Here is a 25,405-nt window from a genome sequence, read left to right on the forward strand (position 1 = left end):
CGCCTTACTTTTGATGATGGCTGTGTCCGCCCGCGCTGATTTTGTTGGTCATGGGGCCCCCGTTCGGGATGTGGAAATCTCCCCCGATGGTCGCTATGCAGCGACGGCTGGCTTTGATGACATCGCCATCCTGTGGTCACTTGCGGATCGTTCACAACTGGCGCGCTTTTATGGTCATGAGGCCGGGGTGAATGCCGTCACCTTTTTGCCACCTCTGCCGGGAGCGGCGCGGCCGCGCGTGATCAGTGTCAGTGATGATGGAACAGCCCGGATTTGGGATGGGGATACCGGCACTATTTTGCATATCTTACAGGGGCATGAGAAAAAGGTCGTCGCGGTCGCTGCTTCACCCGATGGCCGCCAGGTTGCCACGGCTTCCTGGGATCGGACTGTTCGACTCTGGGATGCGACATCTGGGCAGTTGCTGCGGATTTTCACCGGCCATACCAACAGCGTGAATGATGTCGTCTTTACTCCCAAGGGAGAGTCTCTGATTTCTGCTGGCTATGACGGTGATATCCGCGTTTGGCCCCTGGCAGAGGGTGCGGAATCCTATCGCTTTGCAAAAGTCGGGTTTCCTATCAATGGATTGGCCCTATCGGGGGATGGCACGGTTCTGGTCAGTGGGTCATCGGACCAGACCGTGCGCGTTTGGGATGTTGAGTCTGGTACCTTGAAGCAGGAATTGGGCAACCAGCATGATGGTGCCGTTCTGGCCGTGGCAATTTCCCTGGATGGAAAGATGATTGCGTCCGGTGGGGTGGGGGGCAGCCTCTATCTGTGGAATATCGGATCGCAAGTTCCCCGCATATCACTGCAGGTCGAGCATTATCGGGCGGTTTGGTCCCTGGCCTTCACGCCCGATGGCAGCCGAATTTATGCGGGCGGCATAGATTCCGTGGTGCGGGGCTGGCTGACGGCAACCGGCGACTCTGTGATCGGTCAGTCAACCCGCTTTCAGCCTGTGGAGCGGGTACCAAGCTCAATGGCCTTCTCAGACGATCCTGTTGAGCGGGGCAGTTATCAGTTCCGAAAATGCGCGATCTGCCATGCTTTGAAACCAGGCGGCCCGGATCGATCCGGGCCCAGTCTTGCCGGAATATTCGGGCGACCTGCAGGCACATTGCCTGGATACACCTATTCGGAGGCCTTGAAGAACACCCCAGTAGTCTGGGACGAAGAGACGATTGCGCATTTGTTTGAAATCGGCCCAAATCAGATGTTCCCCGGCACCAAAATGCCAGAACAACGATTGACGAATTACCGGGACCGTCAGGATCTGATTGAGTTTCTGAAACAAGCCACCCGCGATATCAGCACGAAGTGATCCACTCGGCATGGATATCTAAAGCGGAGAGCCCTTCTTCTGCTGCTTCTGCTTGAAGCTCTCAACCGCCTTGTTGATTTCATTATACATCTCAGACGAGGACTGATCTGGATTGAAGGCGGAGATAATCGCCTCCGCCATGGGTTTCAACAAATCCACATCCTTGCTGTCTGGATGGGAAATGCTGTCACTGATGGAAGAGGCGACCCGGATCATGGACGTGCACAGGCTTGTGACATGCTCATATTGCGTCCCCTTCATGCGATTGCCGGTATCCCGGGCGACGGAAATCAGGCGCTCTACGGTCTTGATCCGATCATCGGTAACTTCAAACTTCTTCAGTTCCGGCAGCAGCAACTTGACCAGAAAGCCAATCTGGAACGCATTTCGCTTCAATCTCTGGTCATTGATACCATTCTGGGCATCTTTAATCGCAGAAATGATCATGTCGGTATCAACAGGTTCGCCCTTCGCCTTGGCCCGTAATGTGTTAGGAACCTCAATCGTGGGGATTTCAGACTCGCGATTGACGTCCTTGCGCCGATCCGGTCCGATATAGTCACTGGTCACGACGAAGGGTTTGCGATGATTGACCAGCGCCTTGATGCGATCAAAGACCTGGGCCGGGCTCAGCGGTTTTACCAGAAGGTCATCCGTTCCTGAAGACGCCACACGGCGCACCAGGTCCGGTGTTGGCTCCCAAATCGTCACGATGACTGGAACGAATGGATTCTTACCCAGTTTGTTGTTGCGAAGCTCCGTTATCATGGCATCGGCATGTCCGACATCCATTTCGGAATCCATGACGATCAGATCGGGCTCAGTATTGTTAATCGCTTCGCGAAGAGGGATCGCGCGGTCATAATCCGTGACCGACTCATATCCCTCACGATGCAGCGCAGCACGAATGGCGCCGCGCAAAGATTGCTGCGGCTCCCCGAAGAGAATTCGGATATCACGATTGTTACTGCTTTTTCCCATATTCATCGTGATTTAGTTATACATTGTTCGTATCAATGCGCAATTAACTCAAATCACGGTACTTGTTTGTTCTTATACGACTTGTGACATATCGGTCCCATTCCCTGACTGTAGTCAGTTTATCTGACTATGGCGCTGTTTAAGGCAGTGGACCCTTTGGTTCGGTTCCGGCATAGTCTGGCCATGCGATGGATCGGAAAAATACTTCTTTGGTTACTGGCTGGCATTGGCGGTCTGGTTGTCGTGATCACCCTGGCGGTGGTTTCGTTCACGGCCTCTATGCGCACGGATAAACCCTCAATGCCTGACAGCGCCGTTTTGTCCCTGAACTGGAATGAGGTTCTGGAGGAACGATATGTCACGCTGCCTTCGTTTAAGCCCGTCCCGCCCGCGACCCTGCTGGATACAGTAACGGCATTGGACCGGGCTGCGGGGTCTCCTGCCGTTAAGGCCTTGGTCGTGCGGATCGGGGGAACATCCCTGGGCTTTGCGCGCACGGAAGAACTTGCCGCCGCGGTTCGGCGCTTCCGTGCCTCGGGCAAGCCCGCCTATGTTTATGCCGATGATCTGGGTGGATTTGGGGACGGAACGCGCCTGACGACCCTGGCTGCGGCTTTTGATGAGGTGTGGATGGCACCATCCGGGACCGTCGGATTGACCGGCGTTGCGCTGGAAACACCCTATTTTGCTGAAGCATTGGAAGAGGTGGGGGTCACCGCTGAATTTGAACAACGCTATGAATTCAAGGGCGGTGCGGATCCTATGACGCGGTCTGATATGTCGGGTCCGATTCGTCTGTCCTTGACCCGCTTGGTGGATGGTTTATTGGACCATGCCGTCGCCTCAATCGCAGCAGACCGCGACATGACACAGCAAAAGGTCCGGGAACTGGTCGATGGCGGCCCCTATTTGGGGCGTGAGGCCGTGGCAGCCGGATTAATCGATCGCTTGGATTATCCCGATGCCTTTGAAGCCCATGTGAAATCCCTGACCGGTGCGGATGCACATTGGATCGATGCGCCTTTCCTATTGGCTGCCACACAGGCAGAACCGCCAGAGGACGGCCCCGGTCCGACCAAAGTTGCGGTTCTGTATGGGGTCGGTCCAATCGGCGTGGAGGATCAAGTGGGCGGGCCTTTTGGTGACCCCGGATTTAACAGCCAGGGGTTAATTGATACCCTGATCGATATCGCGAAACGCAAGGATTATGCGGCCGTGTTGTTCCGCGTCGACAGTCCGGGCGGCGCCTATGGTCCGTCTGATGCGGTATGGCATGCGGTCGGACAGGTTCAGGCCGCGGGTATTCCGGTTGTGGTATCGATGGGCGATGTCGCCGCCAGCGGTGGATATTTCGTATCAGTCAGTGCGGATCAGATTGTCGCCTATCCCAGCACGATTACAGGGTCGATCGGCGTCTATGGGGGGAAATTTGACGCCAGCGAGTTGTGGAATCAATTGGGCGTGAATTGGGAGCATGTCACCGCCGGGCAAAATGCCGGCATGTGGTCTTTCAACCGCGGCTTCGATGAGTCCGAACAGGAACGCTTCGCGACATCAATCGATTTCGTCTACGAGGATTTTACCAGTAAGGTCGCCCGTGATCGTGGCTTTGATGCGGCAAAGATAAATGCTGTCGCCCGCGGGCGTATCTGGTTGGGCAGCCAAGCTGCTGAGGTTGGCTTGGTGGATCGGTTGGGCGGCTTTTCAGAAGCACTGGCTGCGATCCGTGACCTATTGAGTCTGGATGCGGATGCGCAACTTGATCTGCATGTCCTGCCGAAGCCGAAATCGCCTTTTGAAGCGATTGCAGAGGCTTTTGAGTCTGGCGAATTCTCTCTAGCATTCGGTACGCTGGTTGCGGATGCTGCCGAGCGTCGGATTATGACACGGGTTGAGGCTGTTATAGGGGACCTGGATGGTGTCATGGGCCCACGTGGACTGCTTTCCGCCCCGCCCATGCGCTTTGGCGATTAGGGCAATCTAAGCCGGTTTCGTGCCGTATAAATGACAGGGGCGTAACGCGCCTTCGTCGACCGCTTTCTGCCTGATTTCATAACTACGAACCCGCTTTTCAGCATTCTCCATCCCGATTGCTGCAATCAATTGTTGCAGACCAGGGCCTGTCACCTGCAGTTCTTCTTTTTTGATTTCTTCCCGATACCAGGCATTGCGGTCCTTCACACGGGGTGATTGGAAACCTGCCCTGCGCAGGGCGTCTTCTGTCTGCGCCGGGGTTGCAAAATCTGCCTTCAGGCCATTCTGGTTGCCCCATTCAACCAGAATGGGGGGTACTGCGTCCTTTTCACCACCACCGCGCAGCCAATCGCTGGCGATCAACCGCCCACCTGGCTTCAGCACCCGCAGGACCTCTTTATACAAGCTGTGCTTTTCAGGGATATGCAGCATGGCATCCTTGCTGAACACAATGTCAAACTGGTCGTCTGCAAACGGAAAAGGCCCCGGTTCAACCAATTGCGCCGTAATCTTTTGTGACAGGTCATTTTGGCTAAACCGTCGCGATGCGTGATCGATCAACTGGGGTTCAACATCAATCGCGGTAACTTGGCTGGCCCCATATTCTTCAACCATCAGGCAGTCGATACCGCCAACGCCACAGCCGATATCCAGGATCGACAGCCCCGTCAGATCGGTGCCATCCAGCATCGCAGCGATCTCTTCGGGGCCACCGGGCGACAGGAAGCCATCTCCCCAGATCGCCTGCAACGCGTTAATGAATGAATCCGGATAATGCAGAGTTTCTTCGTCTTTCATGACACTAACATCGCCTTACCTGACAGCTTTTAAGTGCTGGACAATTGTGCAATCGGACCAGCGATCATACAGCTTTTCAAGTAAACGGTTGGTGCGGACCAAACCGTCTGCCTGAAGTTTGCACCGACCGATACACTAGCGCGAATGCCCTGGCTTTTCCAATCATCGGCTGGTAGAGGCCTATAAACCTTGAAAATACAGGATCAGGGCATAGCTGATAACGCCTGCCACCAGGCCAATGGGCACGGATTTGCCACTGCGATACCAAACCGCCAGGGCAATCAGAAACGCCATTGCACGCCAGGTGAGGGGCTGTAATGACAGGTCGCCACCGGGCATCAATAAAACACGGGCCATCAATCCCGCGACCATGGCATAGGCCACACAGCCGATCCAATTGAACAGGGGGCTGTCCTCTTGAACGCGGGTTTCCACAGCGACCCCCAGGGCTCGCCACATGAATGTGCCCAACCCACCAATCAGAACAGCGATCCAAATTGCAGTGTCGCCCACGATTACTCCCCCGGCTTATTGCGAAACAGATGGGGGGCGCTGAAAAAGCCCAACGTGCCGCCCAACAGTCCGGCTGCAATCACGGCCCAATCCCCCATTACGGGATACAACGCCAGTCCCACGGCAATTCCGAACAGGACTGACAATCGATTGGCCCATTGCCGCGCACCACAGATCAACAGCAACAGATAAAGCGGCGTCATAAAGATAGCGACAATCAGCACGCTTTGCGGCACGACCCGTCCCAGTTGATGACCAATCGTCGTGCCCAGCAAAGCCGCGCCAATCAAGGTTACGGCAAATCCGATATAGTATCGCAGCCGCTGGCGTGCAGGCACATGATCGGCGCGTGTCATCATCTGGGTCCAGCAGGATATTGCCAGGGTTTGCATCAGCAACAGGCGTGAGACGACGGAAAGCTTCCGCCCGCCGGTAACGGAAGACAGGCCCGTCACCACCATTGGGAACATCCGCAGATTGGCCAGGGCTACTGCCACGAACAGGGCCAGCAGGCTGCCCCCGCTGGCATGGATATCAACCAGGGCAACCTGACCGGCAATGCCCCATACCAGGGTTGTTATCCCCAATGTGGGCAGGATCGCCAGTCCCGCATCCTGTGCCATGGCCCCAAAGCCGATCATTGTCAGCCCTATGCCAAGGGCCGGTACGTTCAGGCAATCGCGAATCCCACGCAGCAAGGGGCGCGGGAGATCCGGCGGTGCAGTATCTGGATGGGGCAACAGCAACAGAGAGGGCTTTCAACATATGAAAAAGAAAACGAGACCCGATTATCCACCGGGTCTCGTTTCTGTAAAGCGAAGGCTGGTTTAAATAGCTGTGCCTTAGAGCATCATGCACTCACACAGTATGCTCTAAACGTCGATCAACAGGCGGGCGGGGTCTTCCAACAGTTCTTTGATGCGAACCAGGAAGGTGACCGCCTCGCGTCCATCGATGATGCGGTGATCATAGGAATGGGCGACATACATCATGTTGCCAACCACAATTTCGCCATCGCTGTTTACGACGGGGCGCTTCTGGATCTTGTGCATGCCCAGAATACCAGACTGCGGTGGGTTAATGATCGGCGTGGATAGCAAGGACCCAAAGACACCGCCATTGGTGATGGTGAAGCTGCCGCCCTGCATTTCTGCCATGCTGAGCTTCCCATCGCGGGCGCGACGACCGAAATCGGCAATCGAGCCCTCAATTTCTGCAAAGCTCTTCTTGTCAGCATCGCGCAGCACGGGGACCACCAGTCCAGACGGGGTGCCAACGGCGATCCCGATGTCATAGTAGTTCTTATAGATGATCTGATCGCCGTAAATTTCGCCATTCACAGCCGGCAGTTCTTTCAAGGCCACAACGGCCGCCTTCACAAAGAAGGACATGAAACCCAGCTTGACGGAATGCTTCTTCTCAAACCGATCCTTGTAATCGTTGCGGACCTCCATCATCGGACCCATGTCGATCTCGTTGAAGGTGGTCAGCATCGCAGCGGTATTTTGCGCCTCTTTCAGGCGGGTTGCGATGACCCTGCGCAGCTTGGACATTTTGACATGTTCTTCGCCGCGTGGATCTGGTGTGCGTTCCGGCAGCGGCTCATAGGTTGGCGTGGCAGGCTTTGCGCCGCCCACTGCCGCCGCTGGTGCCGCAGCCTTTGCCGGGGCGGGGGCTGCTGAGCCACCGGATTTCATGAAATTCTGCACATCTTCCTTGGTCAGATTTCCCTTTGGTCCGGAGGCCGGAATCTTGGACGCATCCAGATCGTTTTCGGCTACCATTTTCGCGACTGCAGGCGACAGCGTTTCATTGCTGGCGGTCGCTGCGGGCTTCTTCGCTTCAGGCTCTGGCTTCTTTTCCTCTTTGGCGGGCTCTGGCGCGGCCTCAGCCTTGGGGGCCTCTTCCTTCTTCGAGTCGCTGCCTGTGGCGCCTTCGTCGATGCGGCACAACAAGGCACCAACTTCGACATCAGCGCCTGAGTCAGCGATAATCTCCGCCATTGCGCCTGCGACCGGGGAGGGAACTTCAATCGTTACCTTATCGGTTTCGAGTTCGACCAAGGGCTCGTCTTTGGCGACAGAATCACCAACTTTTTTGAACCATTGAATGACGCTGGCTTCACTGACTGATTCGCCCAGCGTTGGCACCGTAATATCCGTCGCCATGTGTCCTCTTGCCTTTCCGGCTTTCGCCGTCTTTCAATGCCCCGTTGTCTGTAGTCTCAGGGCGCTCATCCGATTGTAACCAGTGCTCTTGTATTCCAGATAATGCTATTTCTTCTTCGCAGATGCCTTTTTAGCGGTCGCCTTCTTCGCGGTGGCCTTTTTAGCAGATGCCTTTTTCGCCGACGTTTTCTTGGCTTCGGCTTTCTTTGATGTTGATTTTGATACCGCAACCTTGCGCGCCCGTTCTGGCAGGGACAGCGCTTCGTCGACCAGATTGGATTGCTCCGCCGCATGGCGTTTTGCGCTGCCTGTCGCGGGAGAGGCCGCCGCGTCCCGACCGATATAGCGGGGGCGCTGATTGGGCTTGTGGTTGATTTCCTCCAGCACGCGCTCAATGCGTCGATCAACGAAGAACCATGCGCCGTTATTCTCAGGCTCTTCCTGACACCAGATCACTTCGGCATTCGGGAAGCGGCTCAACTCGGTTGTCACCGCGTGGAAGGGGAACGGATAGATCTGCTCAACGCGCATGATATAGACATCTTTTATGCCTTTTGCGTCCCGTTCGGCCTCCAGGTCAAAATAGACCTTCCCGGAGCACAGAACGACACGCCGGATATCTTCATCCGCCGCCAGATTTCCCTGCATTTGTGCATTATCCCACAATACGCGGTGGAAGCTGGTACCGGGTCCGAACTCTTCCAGTTTCGACACACACGCCTTATGGCGCAGCAGCGACTTTGGCGTCATCTGAATCAGGGGTTTGCGGAAATTCCGTCGAACCTGACGGCGCAAGGCATGGAAATAGTTTGCCGGTTGGGTGATGTTGCAGACCTGCCAGTTGTCTTCCGCAGACAATTGCAGATACCGCTCCAGACGGGCGGAAGAATGCTCAGGTCCTTGACCTTCATAGCCATGGGGCAGCAGCATCACCAGGCCGCACATGCGCAACCATTTCGATTCACCAGAGGCGATGAACTGATCAATGATCACCTGTGCCCCATTGGCGAAATCACCAAACTGCGCTTCCCACAGAACAAGGGAATGCGGCTCTGCAGAAGCATAGCCGTATTCAAAGCCCAACAGTCCGAATTCACTCAGCGGGCTGTCGATAACCTCGAATGGGGCTTGGCCCATGCGGATATTGTTCAGGGGAACATGGCGATTTTCGTTATTCTGATCCAACAGGACGGCATGGCGCTGAGAGAAAGTGCCCCGTTCGCAGTCTTCCCCACTGAGCCGGATTGTCGTGGATTCGCACAACAAAGTACCAAATGCCAGAGCTTCCGCTGTGCCCCAGTCAATCCCTTCGCCGGTTTCGATCATCTTGCGTTTGGCTTCTAACTGACGCTCGATCTTTGGATTCAGAGCGAAATTTTTCGGGGGTTCGGAAATTGCATGACCAACCTCGCGCAGCAGGTCCATATCCACGGAGGTGTGACCCCGTCTGGCCCCTTCTTCCGCCATTGCCAGACCGGACCATTTGCCTTCCAGCCAGTCAGCCTTGTTGGGCTTAAAGGCCCGCGCGGCTTCAAAGCTTTCATCCAGGATTTTCTTGATGTCGTCCCGGATTTTCTCACAACCCTCAGCGTCAATCACACCCATTTCCTGCAAACGATTGGAATAGATCTCGCGGGTGCGGGGGTGGTTTTTGATCTTTTTATACATCAGGGGCTGGGTGAACATCGGCTCATCCCCCTCATTGTGACCATGGCGACGATAGCACCAAAGATCGATCACGACGTCCTTCTTGAATTTCTGGCGGTATTCCATCGCCAGACGGGCAACATGAACGCATGCTTCCGGATCGTCCCCATTCACATGGAAAACCGGTGCGTCGACAGTCTTGGCCATGTCACTGCAATAGGGTGAAGAGCGGGATTTTGACGGTGCGGTGGTGAAACCAATCTGATTGTTGATGATGATATGGATGGTCCCACCTGTTTCATAGCCGTCCAATTGGCTCAGCAACAGGGTTTCGGCCACAACGCCCTGGCCGATAAAGGCGGCATCGCCGTGCAGCAGCAGGCCCATCACCTTGTCGCGATTGTTATCCGAACGCTGGTGCTGTTTCGCGCGGACCTTGCCCAGAACAACCGTGTTCACACATTCCAGATGGCTGGGGTTGGCGGTCAGCGACAGGTGGACCGTTTTGCCTTCAAACTCGCGATCCGCAGAGGTGCCCAGGTGATATTTCACATCACCGGATCCCTGTACGGAGGAGGGGTTCGATGCCAGCCCTTCGAATTCCGCGAAAATCTGCATATAGGGCTTATTCATGATATTGGCCAAAACATTCAGCCGACCGCGGTGGGCCATGCCCAACACGACTTCTTCCATGCCCAATTGCGCGCCGCGCTTGAAAATCTGCTCCATCATCGGAACCAGGCTTTCCGCGCCATCCAGGCCAAATCGCTTGGTGCCGCGATATTTTGTGTCCAGATAGGTTTCAAACATATCCGCATGGGTCATGCGTTCCAGGATCGTGCGGCGTCCCAGATCGGTGAAATCCTTGCGGTTCCGGCTGCTTTCAATCTTTTCCTGAATCCAGGATTTCTCTTCGGCGTCCTGGATGTGCAGAAATTCAACGCCAATATTGCCGCAATAGGTTTGGCGGCAGATCTTGATGATTTCACGCAGGGTCGCAGATTCAAGACCCAGATAATAATTGATGAAGATGGGGCGATCATAGTCCCGCTCTTCAAAGTCATAACTGGCCGGGTCCAGTTCCGGATGGTCGCCCCGTTTTTCCAGACCCAACGGGTCCAGATTAGCGGCCATATGGCCCCGCATGCGATAGGCGCGGATCAGCATCAGGGCACGAATTGAATCCAGGGTCGCCTGACGAATCTGGTCGCTGCCGCTTGCGGCGACGCCGCCACCCTTGATAGCGGCCAGCAATTGATGCAGGGCATCCTGTTTCAGATCAGGATCGCTGAGATAGTCAGAAAGGCTTGCCCCTTGGCCGGAGGTTGCCTGGCCCATGACGGCGGTCTTGCGCTTGGTCCAACTTGGCCCCTTATGGTCATCTTGCAGATCCACATCCCCTGGTTCCAGGGTTTCAAAGAAATCTGCCCAACCGGGATCAACCGAATTGGGATCGATGGCCCATTTTGAATAGAGTTCGGCGATATAGGTCTCATTCGCGCCGAAAAGTTGGGAAGATTCGCCGATATACGTCATGCCCTGACTGCTCCCACTCTAAAAGAAATATGCAATTTCGGTGCAACGGGGGCGAAGCCATTGCCCGCCCCCGCCATCGAAATCAGCCACCCATTACTTTCAACATGCTGGACCCCAGCGCAGACGGGCTTTCGGCAACAGTAATTCCAGCGCTGCGCATGGCTTCCTGTTTCGATTCCGCCGTGCCCTGCCCGCCGGAAATGATGGCGCCCGCATGGCCCATGCGCTTTCCGGGAGGGGCTGTCACACCCGCAATGAAGCCAACCATCGGCTTCTTCACCTTCGAGCGTTTGATGAATTCGGCTGCTTCCTCTTCCGCGGTGCCGCCGATTTCCCCGATCATGATAATGCCCTGGGTCTCATCATCCGCCAGGAACATTTCCAGACAGTCGATGAAGTTTGTTCCATTCACGGGGTCGCCGCCGATCCCGATACAGGTTGTCTGACCCAGGCCAGTGGCTGTGGTTTGCGCCACGGCTTCATAGGTCAGGGTGCCCGACCGGGACACAACACCGATCTTGCCGCGCTTGTGAATGTGACCGGGCATGATGCCGATCTTGCATTCGTCAGGGGTGATCACGCCAGGGCAGTTCGGCCCGACAAGGCGGGTGCTGGAATTGACCAGCGCGCGTTTCACGCGGACCATGTCCAGCACAGGAATGCCTTCGGTGATGCAAACCGCCAGGGCGATTTTGGCATCAATGGCTTCCAGGATCGCATCCGCTGCAAAGGGAGGCGGCACATAGATTACGGTCGCATTCGCGCCGGTCGTATGAACAGCTTCTTCCACTGTGTTGAAGACGGGCAGATCCAGATGGGATGTGCCACCCTTACCCGGCGTTACGCCGCCAACCATCTTCGTGCCATAAGCAATGGCCTGTTCAGAGTGAAAGGTTCCCTGTGCACCGGTAAAGCCCTGGCAGATTACCTTTGTGTTTTTGTCGATAAGAACGGCCATCAGTTCGCCTCCTTCACGGCAGCGACGATTTTAATCGCAGCCTGTTCCAAATTGTCGGCGGAGATAATCGGCAGGCCTGATTCAGCCATAAGCTTTTTACCCAATTCCACGTTGGTTCCTTCCAGCCGCACCACCAGGGGCACATGCAAGTTCACCTCGCGGCTGGCTGCGATCACGCCTTCGGCGATAACGTCACAGCGCATAATGCCGCCAAAAATATTGACCAGAATGCCTTCGACATTCGGATCGCTGAGAATGATTTTAAAGGCCTTGGTCACACGCTCGCGCGTTGCGCCCCCGCCAACATCCAGGAAGTTGGCCGGGTCCCCGCCTTTGATCTTGATGATGTCCATGGTCGCCATTGCCAGGCCCGCGCCATTGACCATACAGCCAATCGTGCCATCCAGCTTGATATAGTTCAATTCGTGCTTGGCGGCTTCCAGTTCGGACGGGTCTTCTTCATCTTCATCGCGCATATCGGCAATGTCGGAATGACGGAACAGCGCGTTGTCGTCGAAATTCATCTTGGCGTCCAATGCCATGACGTCGCCCGATCCGGTCACGACCAGCGGGTTGATTTCAACAATGCTGGCATCCAGTTCCATAAAGGCGCGATACATCGCCATCAGGAATTTGGTCGCACTCTTGATCTGCTTGCCTTCCAGACCCAGGAAAAAGGCGATCTTGCGGCAATGGAAGCCAGAGATGCCCGAGGCTGGATCGATGGAGACCTTCAGCAGGGCGTCCGGATTGTGTTCAACAACCTCTTCAATCTCCATCCCGCCTTCTGCGGATGCCATGATCGTGACCTGGCTGGTCGCACGGTCGATCAGCAACGACAGATACAGTTCCCGTGCAATGTCACAGCCGTCTTCTATATACAGACGCTTAACCTGTTTGCCTGATGGGCCGGTCTGTTTGGTGACCAAAGTGTGACCCAACATGCTTTTGGCATTCTCGCGGACCTCATCAATGGATTTGGAAACGCGGACACCACCCTTGCCGTCTGGGTCGTCGGCGAACCGGCCTGCGCCGCGTCCTCCTGCGTGAATTTGTGATTTCACGACCCAGATTGGGCCACCCAGATCGTTTGCAGCCTGGACGGCCTCATCGATCGTGTAGGCGACCTTGCCATCCGGCACGGCAACGCCGAATCGGCGCAGCAGTTCTTTGCCTTGATATTCATGAATATTCATTGTGAAGCGGTATCCCTTAAAAGCGGGTTAGATGAAAGAGGCCTTGTGGTCGGTTGGGCGCAAAACATCACGGCGAGGCGAAAAGCATCGCCTTTTAGCCGGTGTGATCGCCGGTGTGATCTCTGTGCCGTTCTCTGAGCGCAAGCGCCGGTCATACAGGTCCCCCCAAAGCGCCGCGATTTCTCATTAGCACAAAGGTGCGCGGCATTTGGATGCGCGTACAATATCAGGCAATCATGACCATTCAACCGTGTTGCACCAGTTTTGCCGCATGAAATCGCGCTATTTTTGCGCTCATTTCCTCTCGGTGGCCATTTTTCCAACTATTTGCGGGTTTTAATTGACTTACCGGCGACAACGTCTTATGTGCAGTGCACAAATGGCGTGGCAGATGTTTGCTAATCGCCACTGACCTCTCAACGATCGCGCAGCGGTGTCCAATCTCGACACCCGGAACCCGTGAGCAGGTCTCAACCTTCTCCCATAGGCGTTGCGCGCACCTAGGGCGCAAAAAAGAACGTCCCGTCTCGTACGCGACCGAGCATTTGCTCTGTGTCTGCGTTGCGCGGTCGGACGATAGGAATGCTTTATACATGACGACGATTAATGCAGCTGTTGCGATTTCTGATGAAGATACCGTTTCAGCAAAACCAAACACCCCGGTTGCCGCAAATGATGCGGTGACTTTTGAAAACCTGAACCTGATCGACCCAATCCTGGGTGCATTGAGCAGCCAGGGCTTCAAAATTCCGACGCCCATTCAGGCACAGGCGATCCCTCCAATGCTGGAAGGCCGTGACGTTTTGGGCATTGCTCAGACCGGGACCGGCAAGACAGCGGCTTTTGCGCTGCCGATCCTTCAGCATTTGGCAAAACAGCAGGGCAAGCCCGCCCCCCGAACCACCCGCGTGCTGATTCTGTCCCCAACCCGTGAATTGGCCGGTCAGATCAATGACAGCATCACCGCTTTTGCAAGCCGCATGCGCCTGTCTCAGGCCTGTGTCTTTGGCGGCGTTGGCAAGGGGCCTCAGGCCCGCATCGTTTCCCGTGGCGTCGATATTCTGGTGGCGACACCCGGGCGTCTGCGCGATCTGATGGAAGACAATGCGATCAGCCTGAAAGATGTGCAGATCCTGGTTCTGGACGAAGCCGACCGCATGCTGGATATGGGCTTTGCCCCGGAAGTGCGCCGTTTTGCTAAAACGATGCCGACAAATCGCCAGACCGTATTGTTCTCTGCCACCATGCCAGCCGATATCCGCGTGTTGGCCAATGAGCTGATGCGCGATCCGGTTCGCGTTGAAGTCACCCCACAGTCCACCACAGTGGACCGTATTGCCCAGAAGGTTCTGTTCGTGGACCGGTCCCGCAAGGCACCGCTGCTGCGTCAGATTCTGCAAGGCGATAATGTTGGCCGTGTGATTGTCTTCACCCGCACCAAACGGGGCGCAGACAAGGTCAGTCAGGGGCTGAAAGCCGATGGGATCGGTGCAGCCGTGATCCATGGCGACAAGACCCAGGGCGCGCGCAAGCAGGCTTTGGCGGATTTCACCAAGGGGCGCGTTTCTGTCATGGTCGCGACTGATCTTGCGGCCCGTGGTATCGATGTTGAAGGCGTCACCCATGTGATCAACTTTGATCTGCCCGTGGATGCGGAAAGCTACGTTCACCGCATCGGTCGTACGGCACGCGCCGGGGCCAGCGGCATTGCCCTGTCTTTCTGTGCAGCAGATGAAGCGGAATCACTGCAGGCGATCGAAAAGCTGACGAAAACCAGCATTCCGGTGGATGACAGTCATACCTATCATTCTCAGGAAGCAGCGCAGGCAGCGCTCAGCCGCAACCCGCCCAGCAATAAGGGTCGCAGCAAGCCGTCCCGTGGTCGTGGCGGGAATGGCCCAAAGCCGTTCACATCCGGCCCAACATCGAATGCGGGTCCAAAGCGCAATAACAAGCCGTTTCGCGGTAAGTCAGCGCGTCCGGGTGGAAAGCCCGCTCAGAAAAGCGGCGAAAAATCCGCCTGGGTCCGCAATCTGAACGAACGCGGCTAAAGGTTACATTTAGAATTGCGTAAAAAGCCCGCCGCAGAATGACTGCGGCGGGCTTTTTGTGTTTGAGCCCCTCAATCTGCTCCCTCTCCCTTGGGGGGAGGACGGATCTTTCTTCTCCCTCTCCTTTGAGGGGGGAGGACGGGTCTTTCTTCTCCCTCCCCCTTGAGGGGGGAGGGTTGGGGTGGGGGTGACAAGGCCGCAAGGCCTTCGCCTAAATCAGCATGGATTGCGGAGGAGAGATCACCCCCTCCCAACCTCCCCCCCTCAAGGGTGGAGGGGCAAAAGATGAGAGGCCCCCTGTAAGGAGGGGAAGGGTATCGAAGGTGGGTTCCTGGACCATGCAGCGACGGATGAAGGTGCGGCTATTCCACTGAAATTAGGGGATGCAGACTCGGCACCCCGATGGAATACAGGACCCCGACCGGTTGCAGAACGCCGGGATATTGGGAATCGTCAAACGTCGACGTTGACGACTTGCCCGGTGCCGCTGCTGTTTAAGGGTTGCGCGCCGGTACCGGCGGCTTCTGTGACCATATTGATCACATCTTTTTGCGCGTCGAAGTTTTGCTTCGTCAGCGCAATGGCAAGATTTTGCTGAAATTGAGCCTGGTTAAGCGCCAGGACGCCTGCGATATCAGCCATTGGGTTCTCCCAATTATGGAACACTAAAACGGTCTTCGGACCGGCTTTGTAAGGACATTCTGCCCTCAACTGGTTCTGTTATACACAGAAAGCCGGTCCGAATGCAATCCTTTGGGCGTTATGATCTGATTACGATCACTTCGCGTCTGCGGCGATACGAACTTTCAGCATCGCATCAGGATCATTTACTTTACCGCTTTGCCCTGCGCCGCGTTTGATCTTGTCAACCACGTCCATGCCTTCGACCACTTTGCCCCAGACCGTGTACTGGCCGTTCAGGAAAGAGCAATCGTCAAAGCAGATGAACCACTGGCTGTTGGCGGTGTTTGGGTCGCTGGTGCGCGCCATGCCAACCGTGCCTCGCACAAACGGGGTCTGGGTGAATTCGGCATCCAGATCAGGATAGGTGGACCCGCCCATGCCGGTCCCCGTCGGGTCGCCGGTCTGGGCCATGAACCCTTCGATCACACGATGGAAGACAACGCCGTCGTAAAAGCCTTCGCGTGTCAGTTCCTTTATGCGGGCAACGTGGTTCGGTGCCAGGTCGGGGCGCATTTCAATGACGATCTGGCCATCATCCATATCGATCAACAGCGTGTTTTCAGGATCCGGGGCCGCGCTGGCACCGGCTGAGGCGCTGAGCGACAGGCCAACGGCCAGGGCGAGAGAGCGAAGCGCGCGAATTTTACGGGTGGTCATAAACAATTTTCCTTCCGGCATTAGATTAAGAAGTCTCAAGCGCAGACATAGACTGCCTATGCCCATCGGTAAACCCTGGCCCTATGGACCTGAGGCCATTGCTTTGACCTCGATGAATTACGCTATATAGGGGCTTTTGCCATCTTTCCCAGCGGGCAGGGCCTTGATACACTTCCGTCCATGCGGATACAGGGTCGATGTTTTTTTGGTCTGATTGCTATGCTGGCTGGGGTTTTTGGCCTGCTTTTCTGCAATGCCGGCTTGGCTGTGGCGCAGGGTCAGCAGATTCTGGTGCCGGTGGATGGTAAGGATCCCGTTGATAACAGCCATCTGATCGGCGTGCGTCTGGCTGCAGAAGATGGCAAAGCATTCCTGTTTTTCCTGTGTGACAGCGATAACACCAATCCGCGTGTGATTTTCGGTCATGGTGCGGAAATCAATAAACCGACCAAGCCGATGGCATTTGATGTCACCATCGATGGGGGCGAGACGCGCCGCCATTACTTCGCCGTGCTGCCCAATATGCGATCCGCGCTGTTTTTTGCCCGTACCGCGCAAATGTATGAAGACCGGTTTGGCAAATCGCCTGAGGTTTTTAACGAACAGACTCGGGCGGTTAATCCAGACTATATCGATTGGACCGACAATATCTATAACCAGTTGATTGCAGATTTTTTCTTTGGAAAGCATGCGATTGTTCAGTTCAAGGACGTTTCCGGCCAATCCCATCTGTATAAGTTCCAACTGGCCCTGTTGGCGGAGAATATCGGGCGATTACAAACCTGTTACGAGGCTCCGCGGGTCTACTGAATTTTATCTTGGGCGACAGAATGTCTTCATTTTGTCGCAGGCGTGTAATTTCCCCGAAAACCGGCGTTGATTCAGGACAGTCGCGTCGTTATTGTGCGCCGCACCGCGAACCGGCGGCATCGACAGGACCAGACTTAATCGAACCCCATTCACGAGTCCCGGCGGATCTATGAGCCAATCACAGCGCACCGGCGCCAGTTTTCAAGATATCATTCTGACACTGCACCAGTATTGGTCCAAGCAGGGCTGCGTGATCTTGCAACCCTATGACATGGAAGTTGGCGCGGGCACATTCCATTGGGCGACCACCTTGCGCTCGCTGGGCTCCAAGCCCTGGAAGGCGGCCTATGTGCAGCCGTCGCGCCGCCCGACCGATGGCCGCTATGGCGAAAATCCGAACCGGCTGCAGCATTACTATCAGTATCAGGTGATTATGAAGCCATCCCCGGCGAACAGTCAGGATTTGTATCTCGGCTCCCTGAAGGCGATTGGCATTGATCCGCTGGAACATGACATTCGCTTTGTCGAAGACGACTGGGAAAGCCCGACCCTGGGGGCCTGGGGATTGGGTTGGGAAGTCTGGTGCGACGGGATGGAGGTCAGCCAGTTTACCTATTTCCAACAGGTCGGCGGGTTTGACTGTAACCCGGTTTCCACCGAATTGACCTATGGGCTGGAACGGTTGGCGATGTATGTCCAGGGTGTGGAAAATATCTATGACCTGCGCTTCAACGATACGATGACCTATCGCGATGTCTATCATCAGGCGGAAGTCGAATATTCGAAGCATAATTTTGAATTGGCCGACACGGATATGATCCTGCGCCATTTTCAGGATGCAGAGGATGAATGTGGCCGTTTGATCGCCGGTGGCGTGGCGCTGCCTGCCTATGACCAATGCCTGAAGGCCAGTCACTTGTTCAACCTGCTGGATGCGCGCGGCGTGATTTCGGTCACCGAACGCCAGGCCTATATCGGCCGCGTCCGCGCCCTGGCAAAGGCCTGCGCCGAAGCCTGGCTGAAAAGCCAAGGGGAGTTACCCGCATGAGCAATGACATGAAAAACAAGACAGCTGTCACCCATCCTTTGAGGGAGGAAGCCCCATCTTTTACCCCTCCCCCCTTGAGGGGGGGAGCCCCATATCTTACCCCTCCCCCCTCAAGGGGGGGAGGTTGGGAGGGGGGTTCTCTCTCCTCCGCATCACAGCAGGTTTCTGATGAAGGCCTTGCGGCCTTGTCACCCCCACCCCAACCCTCCCCCCTCAAGGGGGAGGGAGTAAAAGACCCGTCCTCCCCCCTCAAGGGGGAGGGAGTAAAAGACCCATCCTCCCGCCCCAATAGGGAGAGAGTGATTGTTCAACATTCGCTTCCACTAACCGGTGGCGGATCCGGGTTGGGCTATCGTGCGCTGCCCTTGTTCCGGGCGGCCAATGACAGCAGCAAGACTGTCCCGGAAACTGCGGAGCGGTTGTCCGGGGGCCAGGGCAACCGGCAGAATGTTGGGCGTGTGGCCTTGGAGTCCGGCCTGCGCGGGAATGACGATGGTGTCACTGTGAAGGGGCGCCATTATGGCTGAGCTTCTGATCGAGCTTTTCAGTGAGGAAATTCCGGCCCGCATGCAGCGTCAGGCTGCGGGCGATTTACAGCGTCTGGTCACGGATGGGCTGACAAAGGCCAATCTGACATTTGACGAGACCCGAATTTACTGGACCCCGCGCCGCTTAACCCTGGTCGTCGAAGGCTTGCCGACCCGCCAACCCGATCTGCGGGAGGAAAAGAAGGGCCCGAAAGTCGGCGCGCCCGACCAGGCCGTTCAGGGCTTTTTGCGCTCCGCCGGTCTGGACAGTCTGGATCAATGCGAACAGCAGGACACGCCGAAAGGCCCGGTCTGGATCGCGGTTGTAGAGAAAAAGGGTGGGGCCAGCGCTGATGTGCTGCCGAGTCTGATTGAGGCAGCGATCCGCGCCTTGCCCTGGCCGAAAAGCATGCGGTTTGCCGCGCAAAGCTTCCGCTGGGTACGCCCGCTGCATCGTATTCTTGCCGTATTTGATGGCGCGGCCCTGGCAGGGGATTTTGATCTGGGCGGTGCGACTGTTGCCTTTTCCAACACATCATCCGGCCATCGCTTCCTGTCGCCGGAGCCCTTCACGGTTCTGAATTTCAGCGACTATATCGCCAAGCTGCGCGAGGCCCATGTCGTGCTGGACCCGGAAGAGCGCAAGCAGGCGATTCTGGATGGGTTGCGGTCGGCTGCGGATCGCGAAGGGCTGACGGTCAAGGACGATCCGGCGTTGTTGGAGGAAGTCACCAATCTGGTCGAATATCCAGATGTGCTGATCGGCAAGATCGACGATGAATTCATGGATGTCCCGGCAGAGGCGCTGTCGACCTCCATGCGGGCGCACCAGAAGTATTTCTCCCTGATCCGGCCCGATGGCAGTCTGGCCCCGCGCTTTGCCGTGGTTGCCAATATGAAGGCCGCCGATGGGGGCGCAAAGATTATCGCTGGGAATGAACGCGTCCTGCGCGCCCGCCTGGCCGATGCAAAATTCTTCTGGGACCAGGACCGCGCCACCAAATTGGAAGACCGCGTTGAAGACCTGAAAAAGGTCGTGTTCCATGCCAAGCTGGGCACGGTTGCAGAGCGGGTGGAGCGGATTGCTGCCCTTGCTGCAGAGCTGTCGAAATACATCCCTGATTGTGACCCGGTAGATGCCTGTCGCGCTGCAAAACTGGCGAAGGCTGACCTGACGACCGAAATGGTTGGTGAATTCCCGGAATTGCAGGGAATCATGGGCCGCTATTACGCACTGGCTCAAAATGAGAAACCTGCTGTTGCAGACGCGATTGCCCATCATTACTCGCCCGCCGGCCCGAATGATGCGTGTCCAACCGCGCCCTTGTCCGTTGCCGTCGCCCTAGCGGAGAAACTGGACACGCTGGTTGGCTTTTGGCTGATTGATGAGAAGCCAACAGGATCGAAGGATCCCTTCGCTCTGCGCCGTGCCGCCTTAGGTGTGATCCGTTTGATTCTTGAAAATGGAATTAAAGTTAATTTGAATCGAGTTTTTTTGGATCAGTTCATTATTTTGTCTAAAGAGAGCGATGCTCGGTCGGACAGAATAAGTTTAGAAGCGCAATTGGAAGCGGGAGTTGCAAAACCGCGCCTGCCAATTCACATGGCAGATGAGGTCGCCTTTCATTCGGATGAATCCGCTACTCACGTTTACACACGTTTTAATGATAAAATATCCGACCTCCTCTCCTTCTTCGCTGACCGCTTGCGAGTGCATTTGAAGGATGAGGGCGTTTCGCACAGCCTGATCCAGGCGCTGTTTGCGCTTGGGGATGAGGATGATCTGGTGCGTCTTGTCGCGCGGGTCCATGCACTGAAAGCCTTCCTGGAAAGCGAAGACGGGGCCAATCTGCTGACCGCCTATCGTCGGGCCGCAAACATCCTGCGGGCTGAGGAAAAGAAGGACGGTACGACCTATTTCGGCAAGCCGGATTCAGCATTGTTTGCCACGCCGGAAGAAACGGCACTGGCGGCTGCCTTGGATGCTGCTGAGGGCAAGGTTAAAGCCTGTATAAAAACGGAAGACTTTGCAGGGGCCATGGCTGCCCTGGCCGGGTTGCGCCAGCCGGTTGATGCGTTCTTTGAGGCCGTCATCGTCAATGCCGAAGAGGCGGACCTGCGACAAAACCGCCTGCTGCTGTTGGCGCGCATCCGCAGCGTGATGGGTACGCTTGCAGACTTTGGACAGATTGAAGGTTAATTGCGTGAGTTTCCTTTCGACGAACATACAAAACGAAAAGGGTTGGACGATACAATGACCAAATGGGTCTATGGTTTTGGGAATGGTAAGGCGGAAGGCGCGCGGGATATGCGCAATCTTCTGGGGGGCAAAGGCGCCAATCTGGCAGAAATGTCGAATATCGGTTTGCCGGTGCCACCGGGTTTCACCATATCGACCGATGTCTGCACCCATTACTATGCCAATGGCAAAACCTATCCGGCTGATCTGGAAGCGGAGGCTGAAAAGGCCCTGCTTGCGGTTGAAGAGATCGTTGGGGCCAAGTTCGGCGATGTGAAAAACCCGCTATTGGTCTCTGTCCGGTCGGGGGCGCGGGCCTCAATGCCCGGCATGATGGATACGGTTTTGAATCTGGGCCTGAATGACGAGACGGTGGAGGGCCTGGCCCAGCAATCCGGAGATCGTCGCTTTGCCATGGACAGCTATCGCCGCTTTATCCAGATGTACGGCAATGTCGTGCTGGATGTAGAACATTATCATTTCGAAGAAGCGCTGGAAGATATCAAGGACGAGACCGGCGCGGTTTCAGATACGGACCTGACTGCCGAGCATCTGACAACCTTGATAGAGCGTTATAAGAAACTGGTCGCGGATCAGTTGGGTAAACCTTTCCCCCAGGACCCGAAGGAACAGCTTTGGGGCGCCATCGGGGCGGTGTTTAATTCCTGGCAGACGCCCCGCGCGATCACCTATCGACGCCTGCATGATATTCCAGAAGAATGGGGCACGGCGGTCAATGTTCAGGCCATGGTCTTTGGGAATATGGGTAATACCTGCGCTACCGGTGTCGCCTTTACCCGCAACCCGTCGACCGGCGAAAACCTGTTCTATGGTGAATATCTGGTCAATGCACAGGGTGAAGATGTTGTGGCCGGCATTCGCACACCCCAGCATCTGACAATTGCCGGCAAGAAGGCCCATGGGTCCGATTTGCCAGCGATGGAAGAAGTGATGCCCGAAGTGTTCCAGCAACTGTGTGAGGTTCGCACTCTGCTGGAGACCCATTATCGCGACATGCAGGATATCGAATTCACGGTCCAGATGGGCAAGCTGTATATGCTGCAAACCCGGTCTGGGAAACGCACCAGCGCGGCGGCGATCCGCATTGCCTGTGAAATGGCAGACGAAGGATTGATCGACAGCCGCGAGGCCGTGATGCGGGTCGAACCGCAATCCCTGGATCAGATCCTGCATCCCCGCCTGGACCCTAAGGCAAAACGCGATGTCATCGCGAAGGGTTTGCCGGCTTCTCCCGGCGCGGCGTCGGGCATTGTTGTGTTCTCAGCAGATGAAGCCGAAAAGCTGGCGCAGTTGGGCGAAAAGGTGATGCTGGTTCGCATCGAAACCTCGCCTGAAGATATTCATGGCATGCATGCCGCTGAAGGCATACTGACCACACGCGGCGGGATGACCAGCCACGCGGCCGTGGTTGCGCGCGGCATGGGGCGCGCCTGTGTTGCGGGGGCTGGTGATATCCGCATCGACTATAAGTCCGGACGGTTCAGTGTACGCGACGTGATTGTCGCGGCGGGGGACTGGATCACCATCGACGGGTCGACCGGGGAAATCATGAAAGGGCGCGTGCCGACCGTTCAGCCGGAACTGTCTGGTGATTTTGCGCGCATCATGGAATGGGCTGACAGCCATCGTCGCATGGCCATCCGCGCCAATGCCGAAACGCCGGAAGATGTTGCGACCGCGCGCGGCTTTGGGGCAGAGGGTATCGGCCTGTGCCGGACCGAACATATGTTCTTTGAAGGCGACCGCATTTTGGCCGTGCGCGAAATGATTTTGGCGAATGACGAGGCCGGCCGCCGCAAAGCGCTGGCCCGCATTCTGCCGATGCAGCGCGGCGATTTCGAGGCGATTTTTGACATCATGAAGGGTCTGCCGGTCACCATTCGCCTGCTGGACCCGCCATTGCATGAATTTCTGCCCCGGGAAGAAGCAGAGTTCCAGGAGCTTGCCGCAAGCCTGGCGGTGGATGCGAAACTGGTACAGGCACGCGCCTCCCAATTGCATGAATCAAATCCAATGCTGGGTCACCGCGGGTGTCGGTTGCTGAACAGCTACCCGGAAATCTGTGAAATGCAGGCCCGCGCGATCTTCGAAGCTGCCGTTGCGGTTCAGAATAAATCAGGAGAGGCGGTGCTGTGTGAAGTGATGATCCCGCTGGTTTCCATCAAAAAGGAACTGGACCTGCTGCGCAGCCGCATCGAAGGGGTCGCAGCAGAGGTTGAGAAAGAAACCGGCATCGCCCCGAAGTACACGATCGGGACGATGATCGAATTGCCCCGTGCCGCATTGCGGGCGGAAGAAATTGCACAATCGGCGGAATTCTTCTCTTTCGGGACGAATGACCTGACGCAGACGACCTTTGGCATCAGCCGCGATGACAGCGCCACCTTTCTGAACGATTATCAGCGCTATGGCATCATAGAGCATGACCCGTTCCAGACCATTGACCGGGATGGCGTTGGTGAATTGATCGGTATCGCTGTGGAGCGTGGGCGTAAATCCCGCCCGGAAATCAAGCTTGGCATTTGCGGCGAACATGGCGGAGATCCGGCCTCCATCGCCTTCTGCGAGGAACTGGGGCTGGATTACGTGTCTTGCAGTCCGTTCCGGGTGCCGATTGCACGCCTGGCAGCCGCGCAAGCCTCTATACAGGCGGACCAAAAGTAGGCCGGGCTTCTGCTCCTATTTTGTTTCCAGTTGAGAGACCTTGCCCGGGGAACCGGTCAGGGTGATGCGGCTGTCGTATTGAACGCGGCTTGCGGGCAGGTGAATGCTGACCAGGGTGCCTGATCCAGGCGTGCTGGACAGGGTCAGATAGCCGCCATGTAATTCGGCCAGAATGCGCACCAGCGGCAGCCCCAATCCGGTTCCAGCTTGTTTGCGGGTATAGGCGCTGTTGACCTGGACAAAAGGTTGCAGCACCCGCTCCTGATCCTTTTGCGCAATTCCAATCCCGGTATCTTGCACAGCCAAAATCAACCCGCCATCCGGTGATGGGCGACTGGACAGGGTGATGGTTCCACCCTGGGGCGTGTATTTCACTGCATTTGACAGCAAATTCAGGATCATCTGACGTATCTTCCGCTCATCCCCGGAAATCGTGGGCGAGGAGGCCGGAACACTGATCGATACTGTAAGGCCTTTCTCCTGGGCGCTGTTTCGCACCATGTTCGTGCAGGCTTCTATCGTGCTGGTGACATCCATCAGAGATTCATGCAACTCCAGTTTACCCGCCTCAGCCTTTGACAGATCCAACAGATCGTTGGTCAGGGTTAGAAGGTGCTGCCCGCTTTCGCGGATATCATTGGCATATTCCGTCAGCATTTTTGGATCGGATACGATGCCGCTGGCAAGAATTTCCGAAAACCCGATGATGGAGTTCAGGGGCGTTCTGAATTCATGGCTCATATTAGCCAGAAACTGGCTCTTGGTGCGGTTCGCTGATAAGGCGGCGTCATGGGCGGATTTCAGTTCCATCGTGCGTTCCCGCACCCGCTTTTCCAGCCCGGCGCGAACATTATCCAGGTCTTGATCATGTTGCCGTTGTCGGTCGCGCATCCTGTTGAAGGCACGAAAAACTTCACCAATTTCGTCGTTACGCTGCACAGTTAACTCTTTTGCGTCGCTGCCATGTTCCGTTTGATTGATGACCTGGATCAGCTGGTTCAAGGAGGTGCCGATGGTGCGCCGATAGACCACGGACCCGACAATCGCCATCGCAACCAGCAGCAGGACTGATAGGAACGCAATGAAATACAGACGACTCCGCCTTGCAGATGTGACACGGGAGTCTGACATAATGATATGAACCGTGCCTAATGTAGTGGTACCTAAGTCACTGCCCAATTTAATGGGACGGTTGACGGAAAGGGACGGGTTTGGGTGTGCATCAGGCCTCATTTCCCGGTGCAGAGTCGTCTTGTCCGGGCGGCTGACTGCGACTTCTGCTACATCTTCATCCTGAATGACATTGTTCAGAAGTGCTGTGACACTGGACAGGTCCGATCGCGCCAGCGGGTGGGCCAGGACAACAGACAGGTTGGTGCCGATACGCTGGGCTTTCTGGCTCAGGTCGCTGACGGCGGTGCGATAGGTGAAAATTTCGAATACGGCGATGAAGAAAGCCAGTGTCACAATTACGGCAGGAATATAGGCGCCCAGAAACCGGCTGTGAACAGATCGACGAATGCCTGTTGAGGCAGGTTGAGACTCATCCTGCGGCATAACCCAGATCAATTCCTTTGTCTTAAAATACCATCGTCCACAGGATTGT

Annotated in this window: 19 protein-coding genes; 8 read left to right on the forward strand and 11 right to left on the reverse strand. The window is 56.0% G+C overall.

Translation table 11 applies throughout. The features are described 5' to 3' along the window. Positions 1-22: 22 nt before the first annotated feature. Positions 23-1,327: a c-type cytochrome gene (locus tag ACOSDM_RS00615; protein WP_420722525.1), complete on the forward strand. Its 1,305-nt coding sequence runs from the start codon at positions 23-25 to the stop codon at positions 1,325-1,327. Between the two features lie 18 nt (positions 1,328-1,345). Here ACOSDM_RS00615 and ACOSDM_RS00620 read toward each other — a convergent pair whose 3' ends face one another. Beyond that, positions 1,346-2,308 (reverse strand): response regulator transcription factor, encoded by a 963-nt coding sequence (locus tag ACOSDM_RS00620; protein WP_420722526.1) that lies wholly within the window; start codon positions 2,306-2,308, stop codon positions 1,346-1,348. 129 nt (positions 2,309-2,437) lie between these two features. Here ACOSDM_RS00620 and sppA point away from each other — a divergent pair, with 129 nt between their 5' ends. Then, positions 2,438-4,282: a signal peptide peptidase SppA gene (gene sppA / locus ACOSDM_RS00625; RefSeq protein WP_420722527.1), complete on the forward strand. Its 1,845-nt coding sequence runs from the start codon at positions 2,438-2,440 to the stop codon at positions 4,280-4,282. A gap of 6 nt (positions 4,283-4,288) precedes the next feature. Here the strand turns inward: sppA and ACOSDM_RS00630 are convergent, their stop codons facing one another. The 7 genes from ACOSDM_RS00630 to sucC all read right to left on the reverse strand — a co-directional run bounded on the left by ACOSDM_RS00630 (position 4,289) and on the right by sucC (position 13,098). Continuing rightward, a complete protein-coding gene (locus ACOSDM_RS00630) occupies positions 4,289-5,080 on the reverse strand; it encodes a methyltransferase domain-containing protein (RefSeq protein WP_420722528.1) in 792 nt (263 codons plus the stop codon). Between the two features lie 180 nt (positions 5,081-5,260). Beyond that, complete coding sequence (locus tag ACOSDM_RS00635; protein WP_420722529.1) at positions 5,261-5,593, reverse strand: AzlD domain-containing protein; 333 nt, start codon at positions 5,591-5,593, stop codon at positions 5,261-5,263. A gap of 2 nt (positions 5,594-5,595) precedes the next feature. Continuing rightward, positions 5,596-6,339, reverse strand: coding sequence for an AzlC family ABC transporter permease (locus tag ACOSDM_RS00640; RefSeq protein WP_420722530.1), 744 nt, complete (start codon positions 6,337-6,339; stop codon positions 5,596-5,598). Between the two features lie 126 nt (positions 6,340-6,465). After that, positions 6,466-7,761, reverse strand: coding sequence for a 2-oxoglutarate dehydrogenase complex dihydrolipoyllysine-residue succinyltransferase (gene odhB / locus ACOSDM_RS00645; RefSeq protein ID WP_420722531.1), 1,296 nt, complete (start codon positions 7,759-7,761; stop codon positions 6,466-6,468). 105 nt (positions 7,762-7,866) lie between these two features. Continuing rightward, the gene (locus tag ACOSDM_RS00650; protein WP_420722532.1) at positions 7,867-10,944 is read right to left on the reverse strand and encodes a 2-oxoglutarate dehydrogenase E1 component; all 3,078 of its coding nucleotides are present in this window, start codon (positions 10,942-10,944) and stop codon (positions 7,867-7,869) included. An 82-nt stretch (positions 10,945-11,026) separates the two neighbouring features. Further along, positions 11,027-11,902 (reverse strand): succinate--CoA ligase subunit alpha, encoded by an 876-nt coding sequence (gene sucD / locus ACOSDM_RS00655; RefSeq protein WP_420722533.1) that lies wholly within the window; start codon positions 11,900-11,902, stop codon positions 11,027-11,029. After that, the gene (sucC, locus tag ACOSDM_RS00660) at positions 11,902-13,098 is read right to left on the reverse strand and encodes an ADP-forming succinate--CoA ligase subunit beta (RefSeq protein WP_420722534.1); all 1,197 of its coding nucleotides are present in this window, start codon (positions 13,096-13,098) and stop codon (positions 11,902-11,904) included. The genes sucD and sucC overlap by 1 nt, the downstream gene beginning before the upstream one ends. A 593-nt stretch (positions 13,099-13,691) precedes the next feature. On the opposite strand from sucC, the gene ACOSDM_RS00665 reads away from it, so the two are divergent. Next, positions 13,692-15,149: a DEAD/DEAH box helicase gene (locus ACOSDM_RS00665; RefSeq protein ID WP_420722535.1), complete on the forward strand. Its 1,458-nt coding sequence runs from the start codon at positions 13,692-13,694 to the stop codon at positions 15,147-15,149. Between the two features lie 453 nt (positions 15,150-15,602). Here ACOSDM_RS00665 and ACOSDM_RS00670 read toward each other — a convergent pair whose 3' ends face one another. Together ACOSDM_RS00670 and ACOSDM_RS00675 are read right to left on the reverse strand one after the other, a co-directional pair. Then, positions 15,603-15,791 carry a hypothetical protein gene (locus tag ACOSDM_RS00670; RefSeq protein WP_420722536.1) on the reverse strand — a complete coding sequence of 63 codons (189 nt, stop codon included), beginning with the start codon at positions 15,789-15,791 and terminating at the stop codon, positions 15,603-15,605. Positions 15,792-15,926: 135 nt separating this feature from the next. Continuing rightward, complete coding sequence (locus ACOSDM_RS00675) at positions 15,927-16,490, reverse strand: peptidylprolyl isomerase (protein ID WP_420722537.1); 564 nt, start codon at positions 16,488-16,490, stop codon at positions 15,927-15,929. A gap of 219 nt (positions 16,491-16,709) precedes the next feature. On the opposite strand from ACOSDM_RS00675, the gene ACOSDM_RS00680 reads away from it, so the two are divergent. The 5 genes from ACOSDM_RS00680 (at position 16,710) to ppdK (ending at position 23,799) form a co-directional block, all read left to right on the forward strand. Further along, positions 16,710-17,300, forward strand: a complete 591-nt coding sequence (locus ACOSDM_RS00680; protein WP_420722538.1) for a hypothetical protein — start codon at positions 16,710-16,712, stop codon at positions 17,298-17,300. 169 nt (positions 17,301-17,469) lie between these two features. Continuing rightward, on the forward strand, positions 17,470-18,348 hold the full coding sequence (locus ACOSDM_RS00685) for a glycine--tRNA ligase subunit alpha (RefSeq protein ID WP_420722539.1): 879 nt from the start codon (positions 17,470-17,472) through the stop codon (positions 18,346-18,348). A 299-nt stretch (positions 18,349-18,647) separates the two neighbouring features. Continuing rightward, complete coding sequence (locus ACOSDM_RS00690) at positions 18,648-18,875, forward strand: hypothetical protein (protein WP_420722541.1); 228 nt, start codon at positions 18,648-18,650, stop codon at positions 18,873-18,875. Further along, positions 18,868-21,075 (forward strand): glycine--tRNA ligase subunit beta, encoded by a 2,208-nt coding sequence (glyS, locus tag ACOSDM_RS00695; protein WP_420722542.1) that lies wholly within the window; start codon positions 18,868-18,870, stop codon positions 21,073-21,075. Before ACOSDM_RS00690 ends, glyS begins: the two co-directional genes overlap by 8 nt. A gap of 54 nt (positions 21,076-21,129) precedes the next feature. After that, the gene (ppdK, locus tag ACOSDM_RS00700; RefSeq protein ID WP_420722543.1) at positions 21,130-23,799 is read left to right on the forward strand and encodes a pyruvate, phosphate dikinase; all 2,670 of its coding nucleotides are present in this window, start codon (positions 21,130-21,132) and stop codon (positions 23,797-23,799) included. A 15-nt stretch (positions 23,800-23,814) separates the two neighbouring features. On the opposite strand, the gene ACOSDM_RS00705 is transcribed toward ppdK, so the two are convergent. Beyond that, entirely contained in the window at positions 23,815-25,356 is a 1,542-nt protein-coding gene (locus tag ACOSDM_RS00705) for a sensor histidine kinase (protein ID WP_420722544.1), read from the reverse strand. Between the last annotated feature and the right edge of the window lie 49 nt (positions 25,357-25,405).

The organism is Hwanghaeella sp. LZ110 (assembly GCF_048892525.1).
Lineage (GTDB): Bacteria > Pseudomonadota > Alphaproteobacteria > UBA8366 > Aestuariispiraceae > Pacificispira.